18 protein-coding genes are annotated in these 17,272 nt (G+C 43.2%); 15 read left to right on the top strand and 3 right to left on the bottom strand.

Features of this window, described 5'->3' with window-relative positions; translation table 11 throughout:
• Positions 1-3 precede the first annotated feature (3 nt).
• A complete protein-coding gene (gene rppH, locus KIH87_RS15610) occupies positions 4-537 on the bottom strand; it encodes an RNA pyrophosphohydrolase (protein ID WP_232358778.1) in 534 nt (177 codons plus the stop codon).
• Between the two features lie 101 nt (positions 538-638).
• On the opposite strand from rppH, the gene mutH reads away from it, so the two are divergent.
• Positions 639-1,322: a DNA mismatch repair endonuclease MutH gene (gene mutH, locus KIH87_RS15615; RefSeq protein ID WP_232358779.1), complete on the top strand. Its 684-nt coding sequence runs from the start codon at positions 639-641 to the stop codon at positions 1,320-1,322.
• A gap of 28 nt (positions 1,323-1,350) precedes the next feature.
• On the opposite strand, the gene KIH87_RS15620 is transcribed toward mutH, so the two are convergent.
• Both KIH87_RS15620 and KIH87_RS15625 read right to left on the bottom strand, forming a co-directional pair.
• On the bottom strand, positions 1,351-2,460 hold the full coding sequence (locus KIH87_RS15620; RefSeq protein WP_232358780.1) for a helix-turn-helix transcriptional regulator: 1,110 nt from the start codon (positions 2,458-2,460) through the stop codon (positions 1,351-1,353).
• 71 nt (positions 2,461-2,531) lie between these two features.
• Entirely contained in the window at positions 2,532-4,016 is a 1,485-nt protein-coding gene (locus KIH87_RS15625) for a CYTH domain-containing protein (protein ID WP_232358781.1), read from the bottom strand.
• 263 nt (positions 4,017-4,279) lie between these two features.
• On the opposite strand from KIH87_RS15625, the gene KIH87_RS15630 reads away from it, so the two are divergent.
• From KIH87_RS15630 to KIH87_RS15695, 14 genes are all read left to right on the top strand, one after another.
• Positions 4,280-4,927 carry a TIGR04211 family SH3 domain-containing protein gene (locus KIH87_RS15630; protein WP_232358782.1) on the top strand — a complete coding sequence of 216 codons (648 nt, stop codon included), beginning with the start codon at positions 4,280-4,282 and terminating at the stop codon, positions 4,925-4,927.
• Between the two features lie 487 nt (positions 4,928-5,414).
• Positions 5,415-8,573 (top strand): bifunctional proline dehydrogenase/L-glutamate gamma-semialdehyde dehydrogenase PutA, encoded by a 3,159-nt coding sequence (putA, locus tag KIH87_RS15635; RefSeq protein WP_232358783.1) that lies wholly within the window; start codon positions 5,415-5,417, stop codon positions 8,571-8,573.
• Positions 8,574-8,718: 145 nt separating this feature from the next.
• Positions 8,719-9,000, top strand: coding sequence for a cell division protein FtsB (ftsB, locus tag KIH87_RS15640; protein WP_232358784.1), 282 nt, complete (start codon positions 8,719-8,721; stop codon positions 8,998-9,000).
• Positions 9,001-9,060: 60 nt separating this feature from the next.
• Complete coding sequence (ispD, locus tag KIH87_RS15645; protein WP_232358785.1) at positions 9,061-9,810, top strand: 2-C-methyl-D-erythritol 4-phosphate cytidylyltransferase; 750 nt, start codon at positions 9,061-9,063, stop codon at positions 9,808-9,810.
• Positions 9,811-9,821: 11 nt separating this feature from the next.
• Positions 9,822-10,310, top strand: a complete 489-nt coding sequence (gene ispF / locus KIH87_RS15650; protein ID WP_269751498.1) for a 2-C-methyl-D-erythritol 2,4-cyclodiphosphate synthase — start codon at positions 9,822-9,824, stop codon at positions 10,308-10,310.
• Positions 10,311-11,423 (top strand): tRNA pseudouridine(13) synthase TruD, encoded by a 1,113-nt coding sequence (gene truD / locus KIH87_RS15655; RefSeq protein ID WP_232358787.1) that lies wholly within the window; start codon positions 10,311-10,313, stop codon positions 11,421-11,423. It abuts the gene before it with no gap.
• A 47-nt stretch (positions 11,424-11,470) separates the two neighbouring features.
• On the top strand, positions 11,471-12,217 hold the full coding sequence (surE, locus tag KIH87_RS15660; protein WP_232358788.1) for a 5'/3'-nucleotidase SurE: 747 nt from the start codon (positions 11,471-11,473) through the stop codon (positions 12,215-12,217).
• A gap of 4 nt (positions 12,218-12,221) precedes the next feature.
• On the top strand, positions 12,222-12,872 hold the full coding sequence (locus tag KIH87_RS15665; protein WP_232358789.1) for a protein-L-isoaspartate(D-aspartate) O-methyltransferase: 651 nt from the start codon (positions 12,222-12,224) through the stop codon (positions 12,870-12,872).
• On the top strand, positions 12,869-13,447 hold the full coding sequence (locus KIH87_RS15670) for a YqaA family protein (RefSeq protein WP_232358790.1): 579 nt from the start codon (positions 12,869-12,871) through the stop codon (positions 13,445-13,447). The genes KIH87_RS15665 and KIH87_RS15670 overlap by 4 nt, the downstream gene beginning before the upstream one ends.
• Before the next feature lie 5 nt (positions 13,448-13,452).
• Positions 13,453-14,271, top strand: a complete 819-nt coding sequence (locus KIH87_RS15675) for a peptidoglycan DD-metalloendopeptidase family protein (RefSeq protein WP_232358791.1) — start codon at positions 13,453-13,455, stop codon at positions 14,269-14,271.
• Between the two features lie 84 nt (positions 14,272-14,355).
• A complete protein-coding gene (gene rpoS / locus KIH87_RS15680) occupies positions 14,356-15,336 on the top strand; it encodes an RNA polymerase sigma factor RpoS (protein WP_232358792.1) in 981 nt (326 codons plus the stop codon).
• Positions 15,337-15,565: 229 nt separating this feature from the next.
• Entirely contained in the window at positions 15,566-15,781 is a 216-nt protein-coding gene (locus KIH87_RS15685; protein ID WP_232358793.1) for a hypothetical protein, read from the top strand.
• Between the two features lie 73 nt (positions 15,782-15,854).
• On the top strand, positions 15,855-16,754 hold the full coding sequence (locus KIH87_RS15690; protein ID WP_232358794.1) for a hypothetical protein: 900 nt from the start codon (positions 15,855-15,857) through the stop codon (positions 16,752-16,754).
• Between the two features lie 180 nt (positions 16,755-16,934).
• Complete coding sequence (locus tag KIH87_RS15695; protein ID WP_232358795.1) at positions 16,935-17,234, top strand: DUF6170 family protein; 300 nt, start codon at positions 16,935-16,937, stop codon at positions 17,232-17,234.
• The last annotated feature ends 38 nt before the right edge of the window (positions 17,235-17,272 follow it).

The raw sequence follows: 17,272 nt of genomic DNA on the forward strand, positions 1-17,272 counted from the left end.
CGGTTATCTCCTACGCCTTCGTTTGACTCTTTTCTCAGGACTAATTTTACTTGTCAGAGAATGAATGGGCATTGCGGTCGTTACAAACTCTTTCATGACCTTTCGGTACACATCGCGTTTAAACGACACAACATTACGCACCGGATACCAATAACTTACCCAGCGCCAATCGTCAAATTCAGGGTGTCCTGAATGTAACAGATTCACATCTTTCTCATCACAGGTAAGCTGCAACAAGAACCATTTTTGCTTTTGACCAATGCATACCGGATTGGAATCCCGGCGAATTAAACGTTTGGGTAAACGATAGCGTACCCAATTTTTCGTGATCTTAAGAATTTTAACCTGATGTGGCTTTAATCCGACCTCTTCGTTTAACTCTCTATACATCGCCTGTTCGGCAGTTTCCCCATCGTCAATTCCGCCCTGCGGAAACTGCCATGAATGTTGACCAAAGCGTCGAGCCCAAAAAACCTGACCGCTAGGATTGCAAATAATAATGCCAACATTCGCGCGGAACCCTTCTGTATCTATCACCTAGACTCCGGGCGCATAACCATTAGATGTTTTCCATTCTTCCACAAACTGATACGCTTTCAAAGCTTTAGTTAAATCACCAAGGTGTGTTGATCTTTCAAATGAGTATTTCAGTTCCCTCTACCCCACCTAAAAGCCAGTCAGAACTTATGGAAAGAGCCATGTCACTGGCTGGTTATAGTCTGGGAGAATTAGCCCAATTCGCTAATATTCGTATACCAAACGACTTTCGTCGTGAAAAAGGCTGGACGGGTCAACTTATCGAGCTATTCCTTGGTGCTGAAGCGGGCTCAAAACCAGAACAGGATTTTCCCGCATTAGGCATAGAACTAAAAACCATTCCTGTTGATTATCAAGGGCAAGCGTTAGAAACCACTTATGTCTGCTATGCACCATTGATGAATGTGACAGGCATCGAATGGGAAACCAGCAATGTACGCAACAAACTGGCGCAAGTGCTATGGCTACCTATTCAAGGGCAAAGAGAGCTAGCGCCCGCAGAACGATTGGTAGGTAGCGCCTTTTTATGGCAACCCGATGTGTACCAGACTCAACAGCTTAGACAAGATTGGGAAGAGTTAATGGATATGATCGCATTGGGTGAAATTGAAAACGTTACCGCCCGACATGGCGAAGTATTACAGCTACGCCCTAAAGCAGCCGATGGTAATGCACTTACCGATGCCATTGGTAAAGGCGGTGTAACCATCAAAACTCGCCCAAGGGGTTTTTACTTAAGGAAATGCTTTACCAATACCTTGCTAGCGCAGCATTTTGGAGATTAGAGATAGCAAAACACAAGGATGAAAAACGTTAATCCTCTACTTCTGCGTCTACACTACGCCCCATCTTACGAATATATTGAACAAAGATATCGCTAAGATACTTTTCTGAATCAAAACCCAGCCGTTTGGCAACGGTAGAGACTTTAATATCAGTACGAGTCAGCAACAACTTGGCGTATTCCAAACGATAGTGATAAATAAAGGCTCTAAAATTGCGATTCAAAATAGAACGGGATGCCACTGCCAGTTCAATAGGTTCAATGTTGGCAACATCGGTAATGTGTCGCAACTGTAAGCCTTTCTTTCGGTAAGCCTTATATTTGATAATCGCCTTTTCTGCTTTACTTAACACATCCTGCAAATGCTTTTCACTAAAACCGTGTTTTTCAAGCTGCTTATAATCCAATGGGCAAAGAGCGAAGCGACGACGTTCAACCATGCTCATCATGACAATACAGAAGATCAACGCATACAAAATGGCTACACCAGTCTGCCATCCAGAAATAGGCACCAAATCAAACGCCACCAATAATATGGTGAAAAATACCGTTATCCCAATCGAAAGTAAGCCAACCATTGTGGTTTTGATGGAGTTAAAACTATATAAATTAATATCAACAACATGCTCAGAAATGTGTTCCTGGTAAGAACTGACACTGCGTAAGCTCAAGGCACTGTATACCACCACAGCAATACTGATACATAAATGTAAACCATAGTACATCCAATGATCCCAGATATTACCCACTAGTGGTTGTTCAGCCATGGCAATTTTCGCATCAGCAGGTAACAACAACCCCGGAACTTGCGCAGCAAAAAACAAAGCGATAATGCCATAGTGGATCATGCTACTGCCAGGCTGCTCAAACAGCATTTTACGAATAGACAAATAACACAGAACAGAAATAAGAACGGGCACAAAAGTAAAGGTAGATAGAAGATAGGGAGCTTTATATATCCAGCCATATGCTATCAGCACATCGTCAGCCAGAATAAAAGGGCCAAAGAAAATACAAATAAATGCCAAAGCCGAATGAGGCAGAATATCGTAACGTACCCAAGCGGACATTAACGGAATAATCCAGATCAACAGGGTCGATAATATGGCAATGTGGTATGGCGATATCACGTCGTTCATTTGTTACTCTTGACCCATGGCTGGTAGCTGCGAAAAACACAATTACAGCCGAGGCTTATTATTATCGTAGGCTACAACTGCGTGAAGTTATACTTTTCCTCGTCCATCAATTCCAACATATGTTGTTGTTTAGTATGGCACCATTGCATCAAAACATCTTTTTCTTCCAACTGACTCTTGGAAAGATGATTTTCCAGAACGCGTAATGTGTGCAGCTCGCGAATACCATCCAGAATGTTCTTCCAGTTTAATTCGTCCGTTGCCACAACAGACATCAATTCATCGCTCAAAAACAGATCCATATACCACATCCGTCGCAACAAATCGGTTTGAGCTAAATATTGGGTTTTTGAAATTTGTCCAGCATCATTCAATACCTGCTTAATTTCATGAGCAACGTTTTTCACCCATTCCACGGCGCAGGTTTCAATACGCTCCAGATAACCTTTAGACTTCACTCTCCACGGCCTTTCAACCAATAAAGACAATATATCTAATTGCACTGAAACATAGGATTTATCCTGTATAAGATTCTCAGGACGATGCTTCTCAAGCAAATTCCCCACAGAAGCTTTCAATTCCCTGCGTAACCGTTCGTTGCTGGCCAATTTTTTACGAAACGCGCCCTTTTTAGATCTCAACTCACGCAGTGCGTCCAGTTCACTTGTCCATTTCCAGGAACTTTCAAGCACTTTCAATTTATCGGCCACTTCCAGCAATTCTTCACAGTCTAATTGCTTGCCAAATTGGGTCAGAAAAAATTGTAAGAAACGAATAGTGCGAGCAATACTACGCAATTCGCGCAATTTCTTCTCTTCGATAAACACCTGTTCACAATGTTGCCAATGTTCCAGCACTTTCTGCAAACAGGCTAACAGAGCATCTTCCAGACTACCGGATGAAATCTGCGGTAAGCTTTCTCTTAATCTCAATCGTTCCAAAGCAATACCATCAACCAAACGATAACCGCGTTGCGCCTTGCTTTGACTACCTAACCGAAAATTAAATCTGTCCAACAGTTTTTGGCTTAATTCAACCAAAACCTTGGGGTTACCATGTTTCAGTTCCAGCTCAATTTCACAAATGGACTCTTGGTGTTTTGCCGTTTCAATGGCTCCGGAATCAAATACCAGTTCAACTTCGCTACCAGCATAATCAAGCAGATAAATTTCCCGTTGAAACTGAGTGTCGAACAGGCAAGTCAGCTGATCCTGCAATTCGTCCACTAACACACCATCTGGCCAGGGAACATCGGTAAATAATTTGAGATTAGGTGTATTGCCCTCAATCGCCACGTTGTATTCGGGACGCTGGTGCAGCCCGCCCACAACCGAACCTCGGGTTTTAATGGTTTGCTCAAAAACGCCATCTTTTCCGCGCACGCGGCAAGCCATCTCCATACGGTTTAATGCCCTATCAGGCGTATCGTAATAGCTGTTATATAAGAGGCAGGATTCGTGTGAATATTTGGTAGCGAGATTCTCAACAAAGCAGGATTCTAACTGTTTACCTGCATCGGGACTGACCAAAAGCTTCAGTTCAATTTCATCGGCCATTGTAGTGTGAAGAGTTTGTATTCTCGATCGTAGATTAAAAAAGACACCTTATCCTGAGTCTGCGCTTTACGCAATCAAAATCATGCGCCTCTTGCGCCTGCCCAACTTTCAACAATGTCAGATTCAACATTACAGCCATACGGAAATCTACACGACAATGCTCGTTGTCGAAAAAGCCCATACCTCCCTCAACAATGAATGTTGCCTTTCTATATAGTTCGACCTAACATCTTGTTTGTAATACTGGTTTCAGGATGGAGAGAATGTTGTTTCAACTAATTAAAAGAGTATCGGTTCTGGCACTTTTGACGGTTTCCATGCAAAGCGTAGGGCAATCGGAAAATGACAGAGCAAACGAACCAGGAACGGTAAAAGCCAATTCAAGTGCAAACGGTGAAGTACGCTACATTACCGACGAGCTCTATACCTTTCTGCATGCAGGCCCGGGGAGGAATTTCAGAATATTGGGATCAGTGCAAGCAGGCTCAAAAATCACACAACTTGATGTCGATTCAGACAATAATTTCGTAGAAATCGTTGATGACAAAGAGCGCAGGGGATGGGTCGATGGACGCCATGTTGTCGCTCAGGAAACCCTTCATGCGCGCCTTCCAGTTTTGGAACAGCAGTTGGCATTTAGTGCAGAACAACTGGTATCTCAGCAAAATAAAATTGATGAACTGAGCAAACTCATTGAATCTCTGGAAAAAAGCAAGACGAATATAGAAACCCAGTATAACAAGCTGCAACAGGAGCATTCACAGGCGCAACAGCAACTTTCGCAAAACGACAGCACCGAGAAAAAAGATTGGTTTATGCGTGGAGGCATGCTGTCTCTGGCGGGTGTCTTGTTAGGTGTTTTGCTATCGCTGGTATTGAAACGCCGTCGCCGTCAGGATAGCTGGATGTAATATCATCCCCGCTGTTGAATGAGCGGTTAAATTCAAAGCTTGAAATTAAAAGTTCAAAATATGAGCTTCAAGGCTTGGCAGGTCGGAGCTGTTAAGCCTTCTTTGCTTCCATCGAATGACACGGATTTGTTAAATTATTCACTTCACCCAATCACGGGCACGCAATACAAATTCTTAGCCATGAAAGCTATAACTCAGTGTTGGCAGGGGTTATAGAAGGACATTATTATAACTGTTTCAAATTCTTTACAAAATTAGCAATTCCACCAACAATTACCTCTATGTCAGGCATTGGTTTTACGCCAATTTTGCAAATAATGGCGCCAGTATCAAGTCAGTATCCTGATACTTCCTGAGTTATTGCGAATCAGGCACACATAACCCAAAAAGACAAATATAAAATTATAGAGAAGATCACGGCGTTCTGTCCGACTTACTCACCCTAACATTTTGATGTAAGAACATCCTGTATTCGGAGGCATATGCTATGTTTCGTGCTAGTGAATTAAATAGTGCAACATACTCTATCCCATCACTTGAACAGTTGCGGAAAATTATCACAGACAACTACATTGTCGACGAAACTGCATACCTGCAAGAACTGATGACACTGGTCAATCAGGATGAATCTACCTTAAGCGCGATTCGTAGCGATGCCGTTACCCTGATCAACAAAGTACGAGAAGAAGCCCAGGGCGGCGACAGTATTGATGCCTTTTTACAAGAATACAGCCTTGATACTCAGGAAGGCATTGTATTGATGTGTTTGGCAGAAGCTTTGTTGCGTATTCCCGATCCTTCTACTGCCGATGCACTTATCAAAGACAAATTATCCAGCGCTAACTGGAAAGCCCACTTGAAAAAAAGCGGCTCTCTGTTAGTTAACGCTTCAACCTGGGGCTTACTGTTCACAGGCAAGATATTGCAAACCAATGTGCCAGAATCAGAACAAAATACTCTGGACAGATTAATCAATCGCCTGGGTGAACCCGTTGTACGCAAAGCCATGTATGCCGCAATGCAAATCATGGGTAAACAATTCGTATTGGGTCGCAATATCGGCGAAGCACTAAAAAGCAGCAAAAAGCAGCGCCAAAAAGGCTACACCCATTCCTATGACATGTTAGGTGAAGCGGCATTTACAGAAGATGATGCAAAGCGCTATTTCGATGCCTATGCAGCAGCTATCAAAGCCATTGGCAATGAAAAGTTTCCAGAAGCGCACCCAGCTCCACCAACTATTTCCATTAAGTTGTCGGCGCTTCATCCTCGTTATGAAGTGGCTAATCAAGAGCGCGTCCTGAATGAAATGTATGAGCGTGTAAATCAACTTATTCAACTCGCTCGTAGCCTGGATGTGGGTATTAGTATCGACGCAGAGGAAATGGACAGACTAGAGCTGTCGTTAAGCCTGTTTGAAAAATTATATCGCTCCGACGCCGCTAAGGGCTGGGGCTACTTGGGATTAGTGGTTCAAGCTTATTCCAAACGTGCGCTTCCAGTTTTAATGTGGGTGACTCAACTGGCAAAAGAGCAAGGTGATTTGATCCCTATTCGTTTGGTTAAGGGCGCTTATTGGGACTCGGAAATTAAGTGGACTCAAGAGAAAGGTTTACCGAGCTATCCCGTATTTACTCGTAAGGCCAGCACAGACGTCAGTTATCTGGCCTGTGCCAAGTTCCTGCTGAGCGAGCATACCGAAGGCTATATTTTCCCGCAATTCGCAACCCATAATGCACACACGCTATTGTGTATTCAACGCTTGGCAGGCAGTCGTCACATGGAATTCCAACGCTTACATGGCATGGGCGACGAGCTGTACAACACGGTAATGTCGGAAAACGACAAATTGAATGTTCGCATTTACGCCCCTGTTGGCGCTCATAAAGATCTGTTGCCTTATTTGGTGCGCCGCTTGTTGGAAAACGGTGCCAACAGTTCTTTTGTACACAAACTGGTAGACCCCAAAACCCCTGTTGAATCACTGGTAGATCACCCGCTGCAAACCTTGAAGGAGTACCCGACCATGGCAAATGACAAGATCCCACTTCCAACGGATATTTTCAGTGATCGTCGTAATTCAGATGGCACCAATATCAATATTGAGTCATTGCTAACGCCTTTCCTTGAGCAGGTCAGCAAAGCAGCTCAGCAACAGTGGCATGGTGGCAGCATTGTTAATGGTGAAGTGATCCACACTGGCGACTCAGTTAGCGTTTTCAGCCCACAGAATAAAGACCAATCGGTTGGCAAAATCCATTGGGCAGATAAAGCCACCACAGAGCAAGCTCTCACTGTTGCTCATCAAGCCTTCCCACAGTGGAACAAAACAGATGTAAATAGCCGCGCCAAGCTGCTGGAAAACCTGGCTGACCAGCTTGAAGCGAACAAGCACGAGCTTATTGCCATGTGTACATTGGAAGCGGGTAAGTCTCTGCAAGATGGCATTGACGAAGTGCGTGAAGCGGTCGATTTTTGTCGTTACTACGCGGTTCAGGCTCGCAAATTATTTGCAACAGGTAAACCATTAGAAGGCCCAACAGGTGAACGTAACGAGTTATTCGTTACCGGAAAAGGCGTGTTCGTTTGTATCAGCCCCTGGAACTTCCCATTAGCTATTTTCCTGGGACAAGTGGCAGCGGCATTGGTAACAGGTAATACCGTAATCGCCAAACCTGCAGAGCAAACCGGTCTGGTTGCTTTCCGTACCGTTGAACTCATGCTACAAGCAGGTTTCCCGAAAGATGTTATTCAATTTCTTCCGGGTAAAGGTTCCGAAATTGGCGCCCAGCTTACCAGCGATACTCGTGTTGCGGGCGTATGCTTCACAGGCTCAACCGATACAGCCAAGCGCATCAATTTATCATTAGCACACCGAGATGGTGCTATTGCTACCTTGATCGCTGAAACAGGCGGTCAGAATGCCATGATTGTTGACAGCACAGCCTTGCCAGAGCAAGTAGTCAACGACGCATTAACGTCCGCCTTCAAGAGCGCTGGCCAACGTTGCTCGGCTTTGCGTGTTATGTACATTCAGGATGATATTGCTGAGCGCGTGATTGAGTTGATTCAAGGCGCAATGAAAGAGCTGGAAGTGGGTGACCCGATGTCGCTGAAAACCGATGTTGGCCCAGTCATTGATAGCATGGCACAAGCAAACTTAAATGCTCACATTCAGTCAATTAGCCAACAAGGCAAAGTTATCGGTCAGGTCGCCATGCCGGATTACACGAAGAATGGTTCATTTGTACAACCAACAGCTGTTGAAATCGATTCTATTAAGCGCTTGGAAAAAGAACACTTTGGCCCGATTCTGCACATTGTTCGCTTTAAGGCCGGGCAACTAGATCAGGTGATCGCAGATATTAACGGCACCGGATATGGTTTAACCCTCGGAATTCATAGTCGCAACGAATCTTTTGCTTTGAAAATTGCTCAGAATGTGAATGTAGGTAACGTCTATATCAATCGTAATCAGGTTGGTGCGGTTGTGGGTGTTCAACCCTTCGGAGGTCAAGGGCTTTCGGGCACCGGCCCCAAAGCAGGTGGCCCTCACTACCTGACTCGCTTTGTTACAGAGAAAACCATCAGCAACAACATTACCGCCATCGGTGGTAACACGACATTGTTGAGCTTAGACGAATAATCAGCCACAGCTAATCACAACTCTTATGGCTCACGATATTCTTTCTCTTGAGAACAATCGTGAGCCAATTTCAACGGCAATGTTGCCACTTGGCAACAAATACGCATAATAAACAACATTCATATTAAATCGGCAGAATCCCTGGATGGGCAGAGCAGTCTCTCTGGTACTTCTCGTTTGCTTGGCATTATTGCAATACCGCCTCTGGTTTGGGAAACACAGTATTCCTGACTATTGGCGTCAAAAGCAGGAAGTGCAACAGCAAGAATTACAAAACGCAAAATTGCGCCAGCGTAATAGCTTGCTACGTGCGGATGTACAGGATCTGAAAATTGGTTTGGAAGCAATTGAAGAAAGAGCCCGAAATGAATTGGGATTAATCAAGCCAGGTGAAACCTTTTATCGTATACTTCCCTCCGATAATTAATGGGATTCAGCGCATCCCCCAACTGAAACCAAAAACTCAGATAAAACCCAATTATTAGACATGAACGATGCCTCACAGCCTAATCTTCGGCAATTTTCAGTAATCGTGCCTGCCGCAGGCATTGGACGCAGAATGGGCGCCAATTGCCCCAAGCAATATCTGCCATTAGCCGGCAAAACGTTACTGGAATGCACACTGGAACGGCTCATAAGCCATAACCAGATTAACCATATCGTATTAGCCATTAGCCCAGAAGATGAATACTTCCCACAGTTACCCATCGCGAATGCCGATTGGCTCACCGTAGTTAAGGGCGGTAAAGAAAGAGCAGATTCCGTCCTGGCGGGTCTTGAAGCACTTAATGCTGAGTACAACGAAAGCAGCGATTGGGTTTTAGTTCATGATGCTGCGCGCCCGTGCATTACTCACAGCGATCTGGATAAACTGCTAGCACTTTACGAAACAGGTATCGGCGGCATTCTCTCCATGCCAGTTCGCGACACCATGAAGCGAGCCAGTGCAGAACATCCCAATCTCGTGTCTCATAGTGAAGCAAGAGCTCATTTGTGGCATGCCTTAACGCCCCAGTTTTTCCCTAGGCAAGCGCTTCACGATGCATTGAAAAAAGCACTGGTTCAAGGGCTTAGCATTACAGATGAAGCATCAGCCATTGAGCTGATGGGGGGTTCCGTTAAGTTAGTCGAAGGGTTAACCAGCAATATCAAAGTGACTCACCCTGAAGACCTTGGCTTGGCAGAGTTTTATCTGCAACATCATTCTTCCCGCACACAGATGGAAAAACCAGCATGAATTTAGGACAAATCCGTATAGGCCAAGGCTACGACGTACACAAGTTCGGCGGTGAAGGCCCAATTATTATTGGTGGCGTCAGTATCGACTACGAACAGGGATTACTGGCACATTCAGACGGTGATGTATTACTACATGCAATATGCGACGCCTTGCTTGGCGCCTTAGCGCTGGGCGATATTGGTCATCATTTTCCCGATAATGACCCTGCATACGCCAATGTTGATAGCCGTGAGCTACTTCGACAAGTGATGAAATCGGTGAAAAGCAAAGGCTATGTGATTAATAATCTCGATTCGACCATCGTGGCTCAAGCGCCCAAAATGGCTCCTCATATCGTTCAGATGCGCGAAATCATCGCCAACGATTGTGCATGTGACATTGACCAGATCAATGTAAAGGCTACTACTACTGAAAAGTTAGGCTTTACGGGGCGTAAAGAAGGCATTGCCTGCTACGCGAGTGTTATTTTGATTAAGGCTCAGGATAGTAACCAATAAATGACAAACTTAAGCACCGAACACTGGAGTTACTTCCTTGGCAAACCAGAAATCACCGCTGTATTAAAGCAACAGCCCGAAGATTTTCAGGTTACAGAAATACTGCCTTTTGAACCTTGTGGCGAAGGTGAGCACATCTTCCTCTGGATTGAGAAAACAGGCTTGAATACCGCTTTTGTTGGAGAGCAATTAGCAAAATTTACCGGGTTACATCTTCGTAACGTGAGTTTTGCTGGGCGAAAAGACAAACATGCCGTAACTAAACAGTGGTTCAGTATTCACGCGCCGGGCAATCAGGACTTCGACTGGTCATCATTTGAATTAGAAGGCTGCCGCATTCTCAATGTTATCAGGCATAACAAGAAACTGCGTACAGGCAGTTTAAGTGGCAACCGTTTCTCTATTACTCTGCGCGAATTAAATACAACTGAAAGGCTGGAAGAAAGACTAAACCAGATTCAGTTAAATGGTGTACCCAATTATTACGGGCAACAGCGTTTTGGTGAGATTCGTCAAGCTACAGATCCTCAAACGGGAGAGTCTTTATCAGGAGGTTCTCTTTTAGGTGGCTCTCTTTTGGGAGGAAATCTGGCCCTCGCTCAAAAAATGATTCAGGGTGAAGAAATCCGTAACCGTAATAAGCGCTCAATGGCCATTTCCGCTTTGCGCTCGTGGCTATTCAATGAGTTTGTGCATCAACGGTTACAGGCGTCTCGCTCGTTAGAGCAGCCGCAACCCTATGAGCACGCCCTGCCAGGTGATGTTTTCATCTTATCCGGAAGCAACAGTTTTTTCTCGCAAGAGGAATTAGACGAAACGATTCACAATAGGCTTCATGAGCGAGACATTAATCTTTCCGCACCGTTATGGGGTAAAGGCGAATTAGATTCCAAGCTGGATGCTCTTAAGCTGGAAACAGAAATAGCCGCTCAGTTTGATGACATCTGTCAGCATCTGGCCTCTTTGGGTCTTAAGCAAGAACGCCGAAACATTTGGTTATTTCCCAAAGCAATGCAGTGGCAAATACAACATAATACAGTAACCATTACTTTTGAGTTACCTTCCGGTTGCTTTGCAACCTCAGTCATCAGAGAATTAGCCAACACGCTCTGACAACAAGCAACACCAAAAGCGTAGAACGCGATTTTAGGGGAACCGAAATGAACATTTTGTTAAGCAATGACGATGGTGTCCATGCCGAAGGTCTTGCAGTGCTTCACTCACTATTAGCCAAAGAGCATGAAGTTACCGTGATTGCCCCTGATCGAAACTGCAGTGGCGCAAGCAATGCTTTATCCTTGATGCAGCCATTACGCATCCAGGAAATGCATAATGGTTTCCACGCAGTTAATGGCACACCTTCAGACTGTGTACATCTGGGTATCAACAGCTTTTTAGATAATGATCCTGAATTGGTTATTTCAGGTATTAATCATGGCCCCAATTTAGGTGACGATGTTATCTATTCAGGCACAGTAGCCGCCGCAACCGAAGGGCGCTATATGGGATTACCCGCCATTGCGGTATCACTGAACAGCAGAACCGGAGAACACTTCGAAACGGCAGCCAAAGTGGTATGTGACATTGTTCGCCATCTCAAAGAACATCCGCTACCCGCAGATCAGATACTTAACATCAATGTACCCAACATTCCTTATGAAGAATTAAAAGGTATTCAGGTAACTCGACAAGGCAGACGCCATCGCGCTGAATCAATGGTAAAATCGCAGGATGCTGCCGGACGTGAGATATATTGGTACGGTAGTGTAGGCCAAGAGCAAGATGCCGGAGAGGGTACTGACTTTTACGCCGTCGCAAATGGCTATTGTTCAGTTACGCCGCTAACTGTCGATATGACCGCTTACCAAAGCCTGGAAAACATGCAAGACTGGATCGAAAAATTATAAAACCATGAGTGGATACAAACTGCAACAGACTCGACGTGGCGAAGCTTTAGCGCAACTGCTGCACAAAGAAGGTATTCGAAATACCGAAGTATTGAAGGCTATCGCCAGTACCCCTAGAGAAATGTTTATTCCTGATGCTCTGCAACATCAGGCATATCTTAATACCGCACTGCCAATCGGCCAGGGACAAACCATTTCTCAACCTTATATCGTCGCCAAAATGACTGAATTATTGTTAGAGGGAGAACATCCTCTCAATAAAGTGTTGGAAATAGGCACAGGTTCAGGATACCAATCAGCAATATTGGCGCAATTGTTTTCCCATGTTTACTCGGTTGAACGCATTAAGTCACTGCAGTTTCAAGCCAAGCGCAAACTACAGAAACTGGATTTACACAATGTCAGTATGAAGCACGGTGATGGCTGGGAAGGATGGCCGAGTAAAGGTAAATACGATGCCATTATCGTTACGGCTGCCGCTCGTAACCTACCAACACAATTATTAGGGCAACTGGAAGATGGTGGACAGCTGGTGATCCCGGTAGGCACAGATAATCAAATGTTAGAGTTAATCACTCGTCAAGGTGAAGAATTTGAAACCCGACACATTGAAGCGGTGCGCTTTGTTCCTTTGATTCCTGGGGCGTTATCTTGAAGTTATTCCAGCATCTGTACAATGCATGCTTAAGATGGGCAAAACATAAACATGCCCAATACTACCTGTTTGTAATGGGCTTTTCCGAGTCCGTCTTTTTCCCCATTCCACCCGATGTCATGTTAGCCCCCATGTCACTGGCGAAACCTCAAAAAGCGTGGTTCTATGCCATGATAACTACGTTATCATCGGTATTAGGTGGAATTTTCGGCTACATGTTGGGCGCTTATGCCTTTGAAAGTTACATTCAACCACTAATTGTCGAATGGGGTTATCAAGGCAAACTCGAATTAGCTATTTCATGGTTTAAAGAATACGGAATAGGGATAGTATTTCTTGCAGGCTTTTCTCCCATCCCGTATAAAATATTTACATTATCAGCCGGTTTTTTAAATATGGCCTTTTTGCCTTTTATCGTTGTTTCAGCAATTAGTAGAGGCATGAGATTTTATTTAGTGGCAGGATTAATGTATTGGGGAGGAGAAAAAATGGAAGAGAAACTAAGACAATATATAGATTGGATTGGATGGATAACTATTGCTTTGGCAATAGTTGCATATTTCATTTTTAGGTAATGATTATGCTTAGAGCTAAATATCCATTCATTTTGCTCTCCTTTTTTCTAACAGTTTTTTTAACTGCCTGTTCCAGCCGCCAACAGCCCGCCCCGGTCGTTAATTTAGGTGCAAAATCAAAAATAAATGTTATAAAAAAAGAAGCGATTAATTCAAAATATTATATCGTCAAAAAAGGCGACACTTTGTATTCAATTGCCTTCTCAGCGGGAAAAGATTTTCAAGAAATAGCCCAATTAAATAACATAGAAAAGCCTTATTCTATCTACCCTGGACAGCGTCTTTCTTTAATTACGTCAAAAACTCGGCAGGAAAATAAATCTACCGACAAAAATAAAAGCAATTCAAAAAACGAACTAAATCAAACAGTTGATCAGGGCAAAAAGTCGGCGTATGGTAGTCCTGATAAAGGCGATTTGGAATCAAACAAATCACCGTTTCCTTCAACAATTAGTAAATGGAAATGGCCAGCCAAGGGGAAAATTATAGATAAATTTTCATTGGCTCCTGAAGGAAATAAAGGTATCGACATTGCCGGGAAAAATGGAGACCCAATATATGCTGCCGCGGATGGAAAGGTAGTGTATACCGGTGATGCCTTAAGAGGTTATGGAAAACTCATCATTGTTAAGCATTCTGAATCTTATTTAAGTGCTTATGCTCACAATGATAAATTTTTGGTTAAGGAACAAGAATGGGTCAAAGCAGGGCAGCAAATTGCGCTTAAAGGAAATAGCGGCACGGATAAAACCATGCTTCACTTTGAAATTCGTTACAAAGGCAAGTCGGTTGATCCACTACGTTATTTACCGCAAAAGCGATAAAAATAAGAAGAATAAAAAACAAGAAGAATAAGAAATAAAATCGGGGGATAGGTATAAATTTACACCATGCAGGAGAATTAACTCATGGCAAATGATACCTCAGTCGTCGAAATTGAAACCTCAGAAGAAGCAGAATCTGATACAGATATTGAATTAGCGGATTTAGAAGAATCCGAACCAGACTCTCTAGAAGATATTCTGGCAAATCAGGATGATTTACATAAAAACCTGGATGCAACCCAGTTGTATTTGGGTGAAATTGGTTATGCACCTCTATTAAGCGCCGAAGAAGAAATTTACTTCGCCCGACGAGCACTTAAAGGAGAAGAAGCGGCGCGCAAGCGGATGATTGTCAGTAATCTACGATTGGTAGTGAAGATTGCTCGACGCTATAACAATCGCGGCTTGGCGTTACTCGATCTCATTGAAGAAGGAAATCTCGGTCTTATTCGAGCCGTTGAAAAGTTCGATCCAGAAAGAGGCTTTCGTTTCTCCACCTATGCAACCTGGTGGATCCGTCAAACCATAGAACGCGCGATCATGAATCAAACGCGTACTATTCGACTTCCCATTCATATCGTTAAAGAGCTGAATGTGTATCTGCGTGCCGCGAGAGAATTGGCGCAAAAACTGGATCATGAGCCTACAGCGGAAGAAATCGCATTGGCTTTGGAAAAACCAGTTAAGGATGTCACCAAAATGCTCCGCCTTAACGAGCGTATCACTTCCGTTGATACACCGTTAGGTAACGAGAATGACAAAGCTTTGCTGGATGTATTGTCAGATGAATCTCATCACGGGCCTGAAGATGAGCTACAGGATAACAATGTCAGAAGTAATATTGTTTCCTGGCTAGAAGATCTTAATCCCAAACAAAGAGAAGTCTTGGCACGACGATTCGGACTACTGGGATACGAGCCATCGACACTGGAAGATGTTGGAATTGAAATAGGATTAACTCGTGAACGTGTTCGTCAGATTCAAGTCGAAGCACTACGCAAACTAAAGGAACTTCTTTCTACTCAAGGACTGAATCAGGAAGCATTGTTTAGTCATATCGAATAAAAACCTAAGTCTCATACCATAGAAAGTGTTTCTTATCTAATAAGAAGCACTTTTTGTATTTAAATCACTCAAAAAATTAGAGCTTAACCAATTGTTTTTATTACCATTTTCATATATAGGTGAAAATTTACGGACATTTAGATAACCTTTTTTGACTACAAATAAGACTCATAAGTATTTATCATAATTACCGAATTTAGAACTTTCTCAGTTCAATAAAGAGGCAAAAATGAAAATGATGAAATTGTGGGTTACGGTTTTTCTAACAGCAATAACGTTTGCTAATACAACTTACGCTACAGAGAATGATGCAAATTCTCCCCCTGTACTAAAAACCGAAAATCTGGAAAAACTTGATGGGTGGTGGAACTCCCTCTCTTTGAGTAAAATAATTCTCACTGGTGAATCTTCATTAACAGGACCAGGTGTTAGCGGTGATCCATGAGCAGCATTATTGGATTGATTAGTGTAGTTTGAGTCAGAGTCCTTCTGACTCCATATTTTGTTTTGAGTACAATATGTTGGATTTAGCAATTGCATTCGTTGTTAGCAATGTGTGGATTATTGGTTTTTTCGTAGCATCTCTTTATAACTATTACCTTCGCCCTGAACACACTCCTATTATCCACGTGGCCTTTATTACTGTAGTGGTATTTGCCCTATCGCATATTGCTTATTCACAGTGGGTTTCAGTTGCTCCAGACAAACTGAAAGTTCATTATCTTTACTTATCGTCTTCTGCTTTTTTATTAGCCAGTACAATCTATTTAAATACCAAACGAAAAGGCTTTATTTTTTATTGGCCAATTAGGTTGATAATCGGGCTGATGCTGTTTGAAACACTAATAACACTCCTCATACATATTGATAGAAACATTTTTCCTTTAAATGGTGCGCAGGCTCCTAATGTTGACAAAGAAAATTCATGGTGGCTTTGGAGTTTCAGGAATCTGCTGAGCCATGTAAATAATATCGTTATGCTAATAAGCTTATTTTTGCCCGTCAGTCTGGTATCAAAAATTAAAAATTATAATCAAGTGACCGAAGCTAACGCACCAAATGTTTATATTCTAAATACCTCTGAACACCCAAGGATTGTGCAGCTCAATACAAAACCAGGATTTAGAAACCTTCATTCAGAGCAATACATCAAAGAAATAGACAATGCCTATGCACGTGTAGAAAACATACAGGATCTGATTGATGCGATGCCACAGGGTGAAGCCAAAAATGCCGCCAACCAATTTGCATATACCGCTTCCGAACTCATTACTCGCCAAGACCAATCCAAGATGGATTTTATGAAGAGCATTACTCTATTGTGTGACAATGCCAGAGACTATGCTATTTACGTCGAAAAGCAGGAAGAAGCCGAACAGCTGAAAATACAGGAAAAAGCACAAGAACAAGCGGGTTAGCTACTCTTTAAGTAGATAATTGTATCTGCAGGCCATTCCTGAATGCTCCTGCTCAGCTAAGGTTATCAATGTCAAAAAACCAATTTACTAGCGCTTATACTCGGAACCCGGTATCCTCACGGCCTTGTGCTACCTATGATTTGATATTGATGCACAATCCTATCTAGAGGCTGGTAAATAATGGCGTTTTATTTTTCATCAAAGCAATTACCCGGACTGGAAAATAGCAGTGTACAAGAGAGGCTTGAGGCGATTAACCAAGCGAATCGTCAGTTAACAGGCCCTGAGAAAATGCTGTTGAATATCACCAAGCTTTTGATCATTACACCCACTTTCCTGTTATTAGCCTGGTACTATGATCAATGGTTTAGCGTCTTGATCATCGTCGCTGGCATTGCAGCTTATCCTTTAATACTCAGACCTTTGCAATTATCGTTATGTGCAAAGTACCTTGCAGCCAAACCAGATAAGCAACAATAGAAAGAGACAATTCTGTAATGACCATGAGAGCAATTCAT

Origin of the sequence: Paraneptunicella aestuarii, from assembly GCF_019900845.1 — a bacterium.
Classification (GTDB): Bacteria; Pseudomonadota; Gammaproteobacteria; order Enterobacterales; family Alteromonadaceae; genus Paraneptunicella; species Paraneptunicella aestuarii.

Bases quoted from the DNA above. Each gene is read 5' to 3' on its own strand.
- mutH (WP_232358779.1), top strand. From the start codon at position 639: ATGAGTATTTCAGTTCCCTCTACCCCACCTAAAAGCCAGTCAGAACTT.
- KIH87_RS15620 (WP_232358780.1), bottom strand. From the start codon at position 2,460: ATGAACGACGTGATATCGCCATACCACATTGCCATATTATCGACCCTG.
- KIH87_RS15625 (WP_232358781.1), bottom strand. From the start codon at position 4,016: ATGGCCGATGAAATTGAACTGAAGCTTTTGGTCAGTCCCGATGCAGGT.
- KIH87_RS15630 (WP_232358782.1), top strand. From the start codon at position 4,280: ATGTTGTTTCAACTAATTAAAAGAGTATCGGTTCTGGCACTTTTGACG.
- putA (WP_232358783.1), top strand. From the start codon at position 5,415: ATGTTTCGTGCTAGTGAATTAAATAGTGCAACATACTCTATCCCATCA.
- ftsB (WP_232358784.1), top strand. From the start codon at position 8,719: ATGGGCAGAGCAGTCTCTCTGGTACTTCTCGTTTGCTTGGCATTATTG.
- ispD (WP_232358785.1), top strand. From the start codon at position 9,061: ATGAACGATGCCTCACAGCCTAATCTTCGGCAATTTTCAGTAATCGTG.
- truD (WP_232358787.1), top strand. From the start codon at position 10,311: ATGACAAACTTAAGCACCGAACACTGGAGTTACTTCCTTGGCAAACCA.
- surE (WP_232358788.1), top strand. From the start codon at position 11,471: ATGAACATTTTGTTAAGCAATGACGATGGTGTCCATGCCGAAGGTCTT.
- KIH87_RS15665 (WP_232358789.1), top strand. From the start codon at position 12,222: ATGAGTGGATACAAACTGCAACAGACTCGACGTGGCGAAGCTTTAGCG.
- KIH87_RS15675 (WP_232358791.1), top strand. From the start codon at position 13,453: ATGCTTAGAGCTAAATATCCATTCATTTTGCTCTCCTTTTTTCTAACA.
- rpoS (WP_232358792.1), top strand. From the start codon at position 14,356: ATGGCAAATGATACCTCAGTCGTCGAAATTGAAACCTCAGAAGAAGCA.
- KIH87_RS15685 (WP_232358793.1), top strand. From the start codon at position 15,566: ATGAAAATGATGAAATTGTGGGTTACGGTTTTTCTAACAGCAATAACG.
- KIH87_RS15690 (WP_232358794.1), top strand. From the start codon at position 15,855: ATGTTGGATTTAGCAATTGCATTCGTTGTTAGCAATGTGTGGATTATT.
- KIH87_RS15695 (WP_232358795.1), top strand. From the start codon at position 16,935: ATGGCGTTTTATTTTTCATCAAAGCAATTACCCGGACTGGAAAATAGC.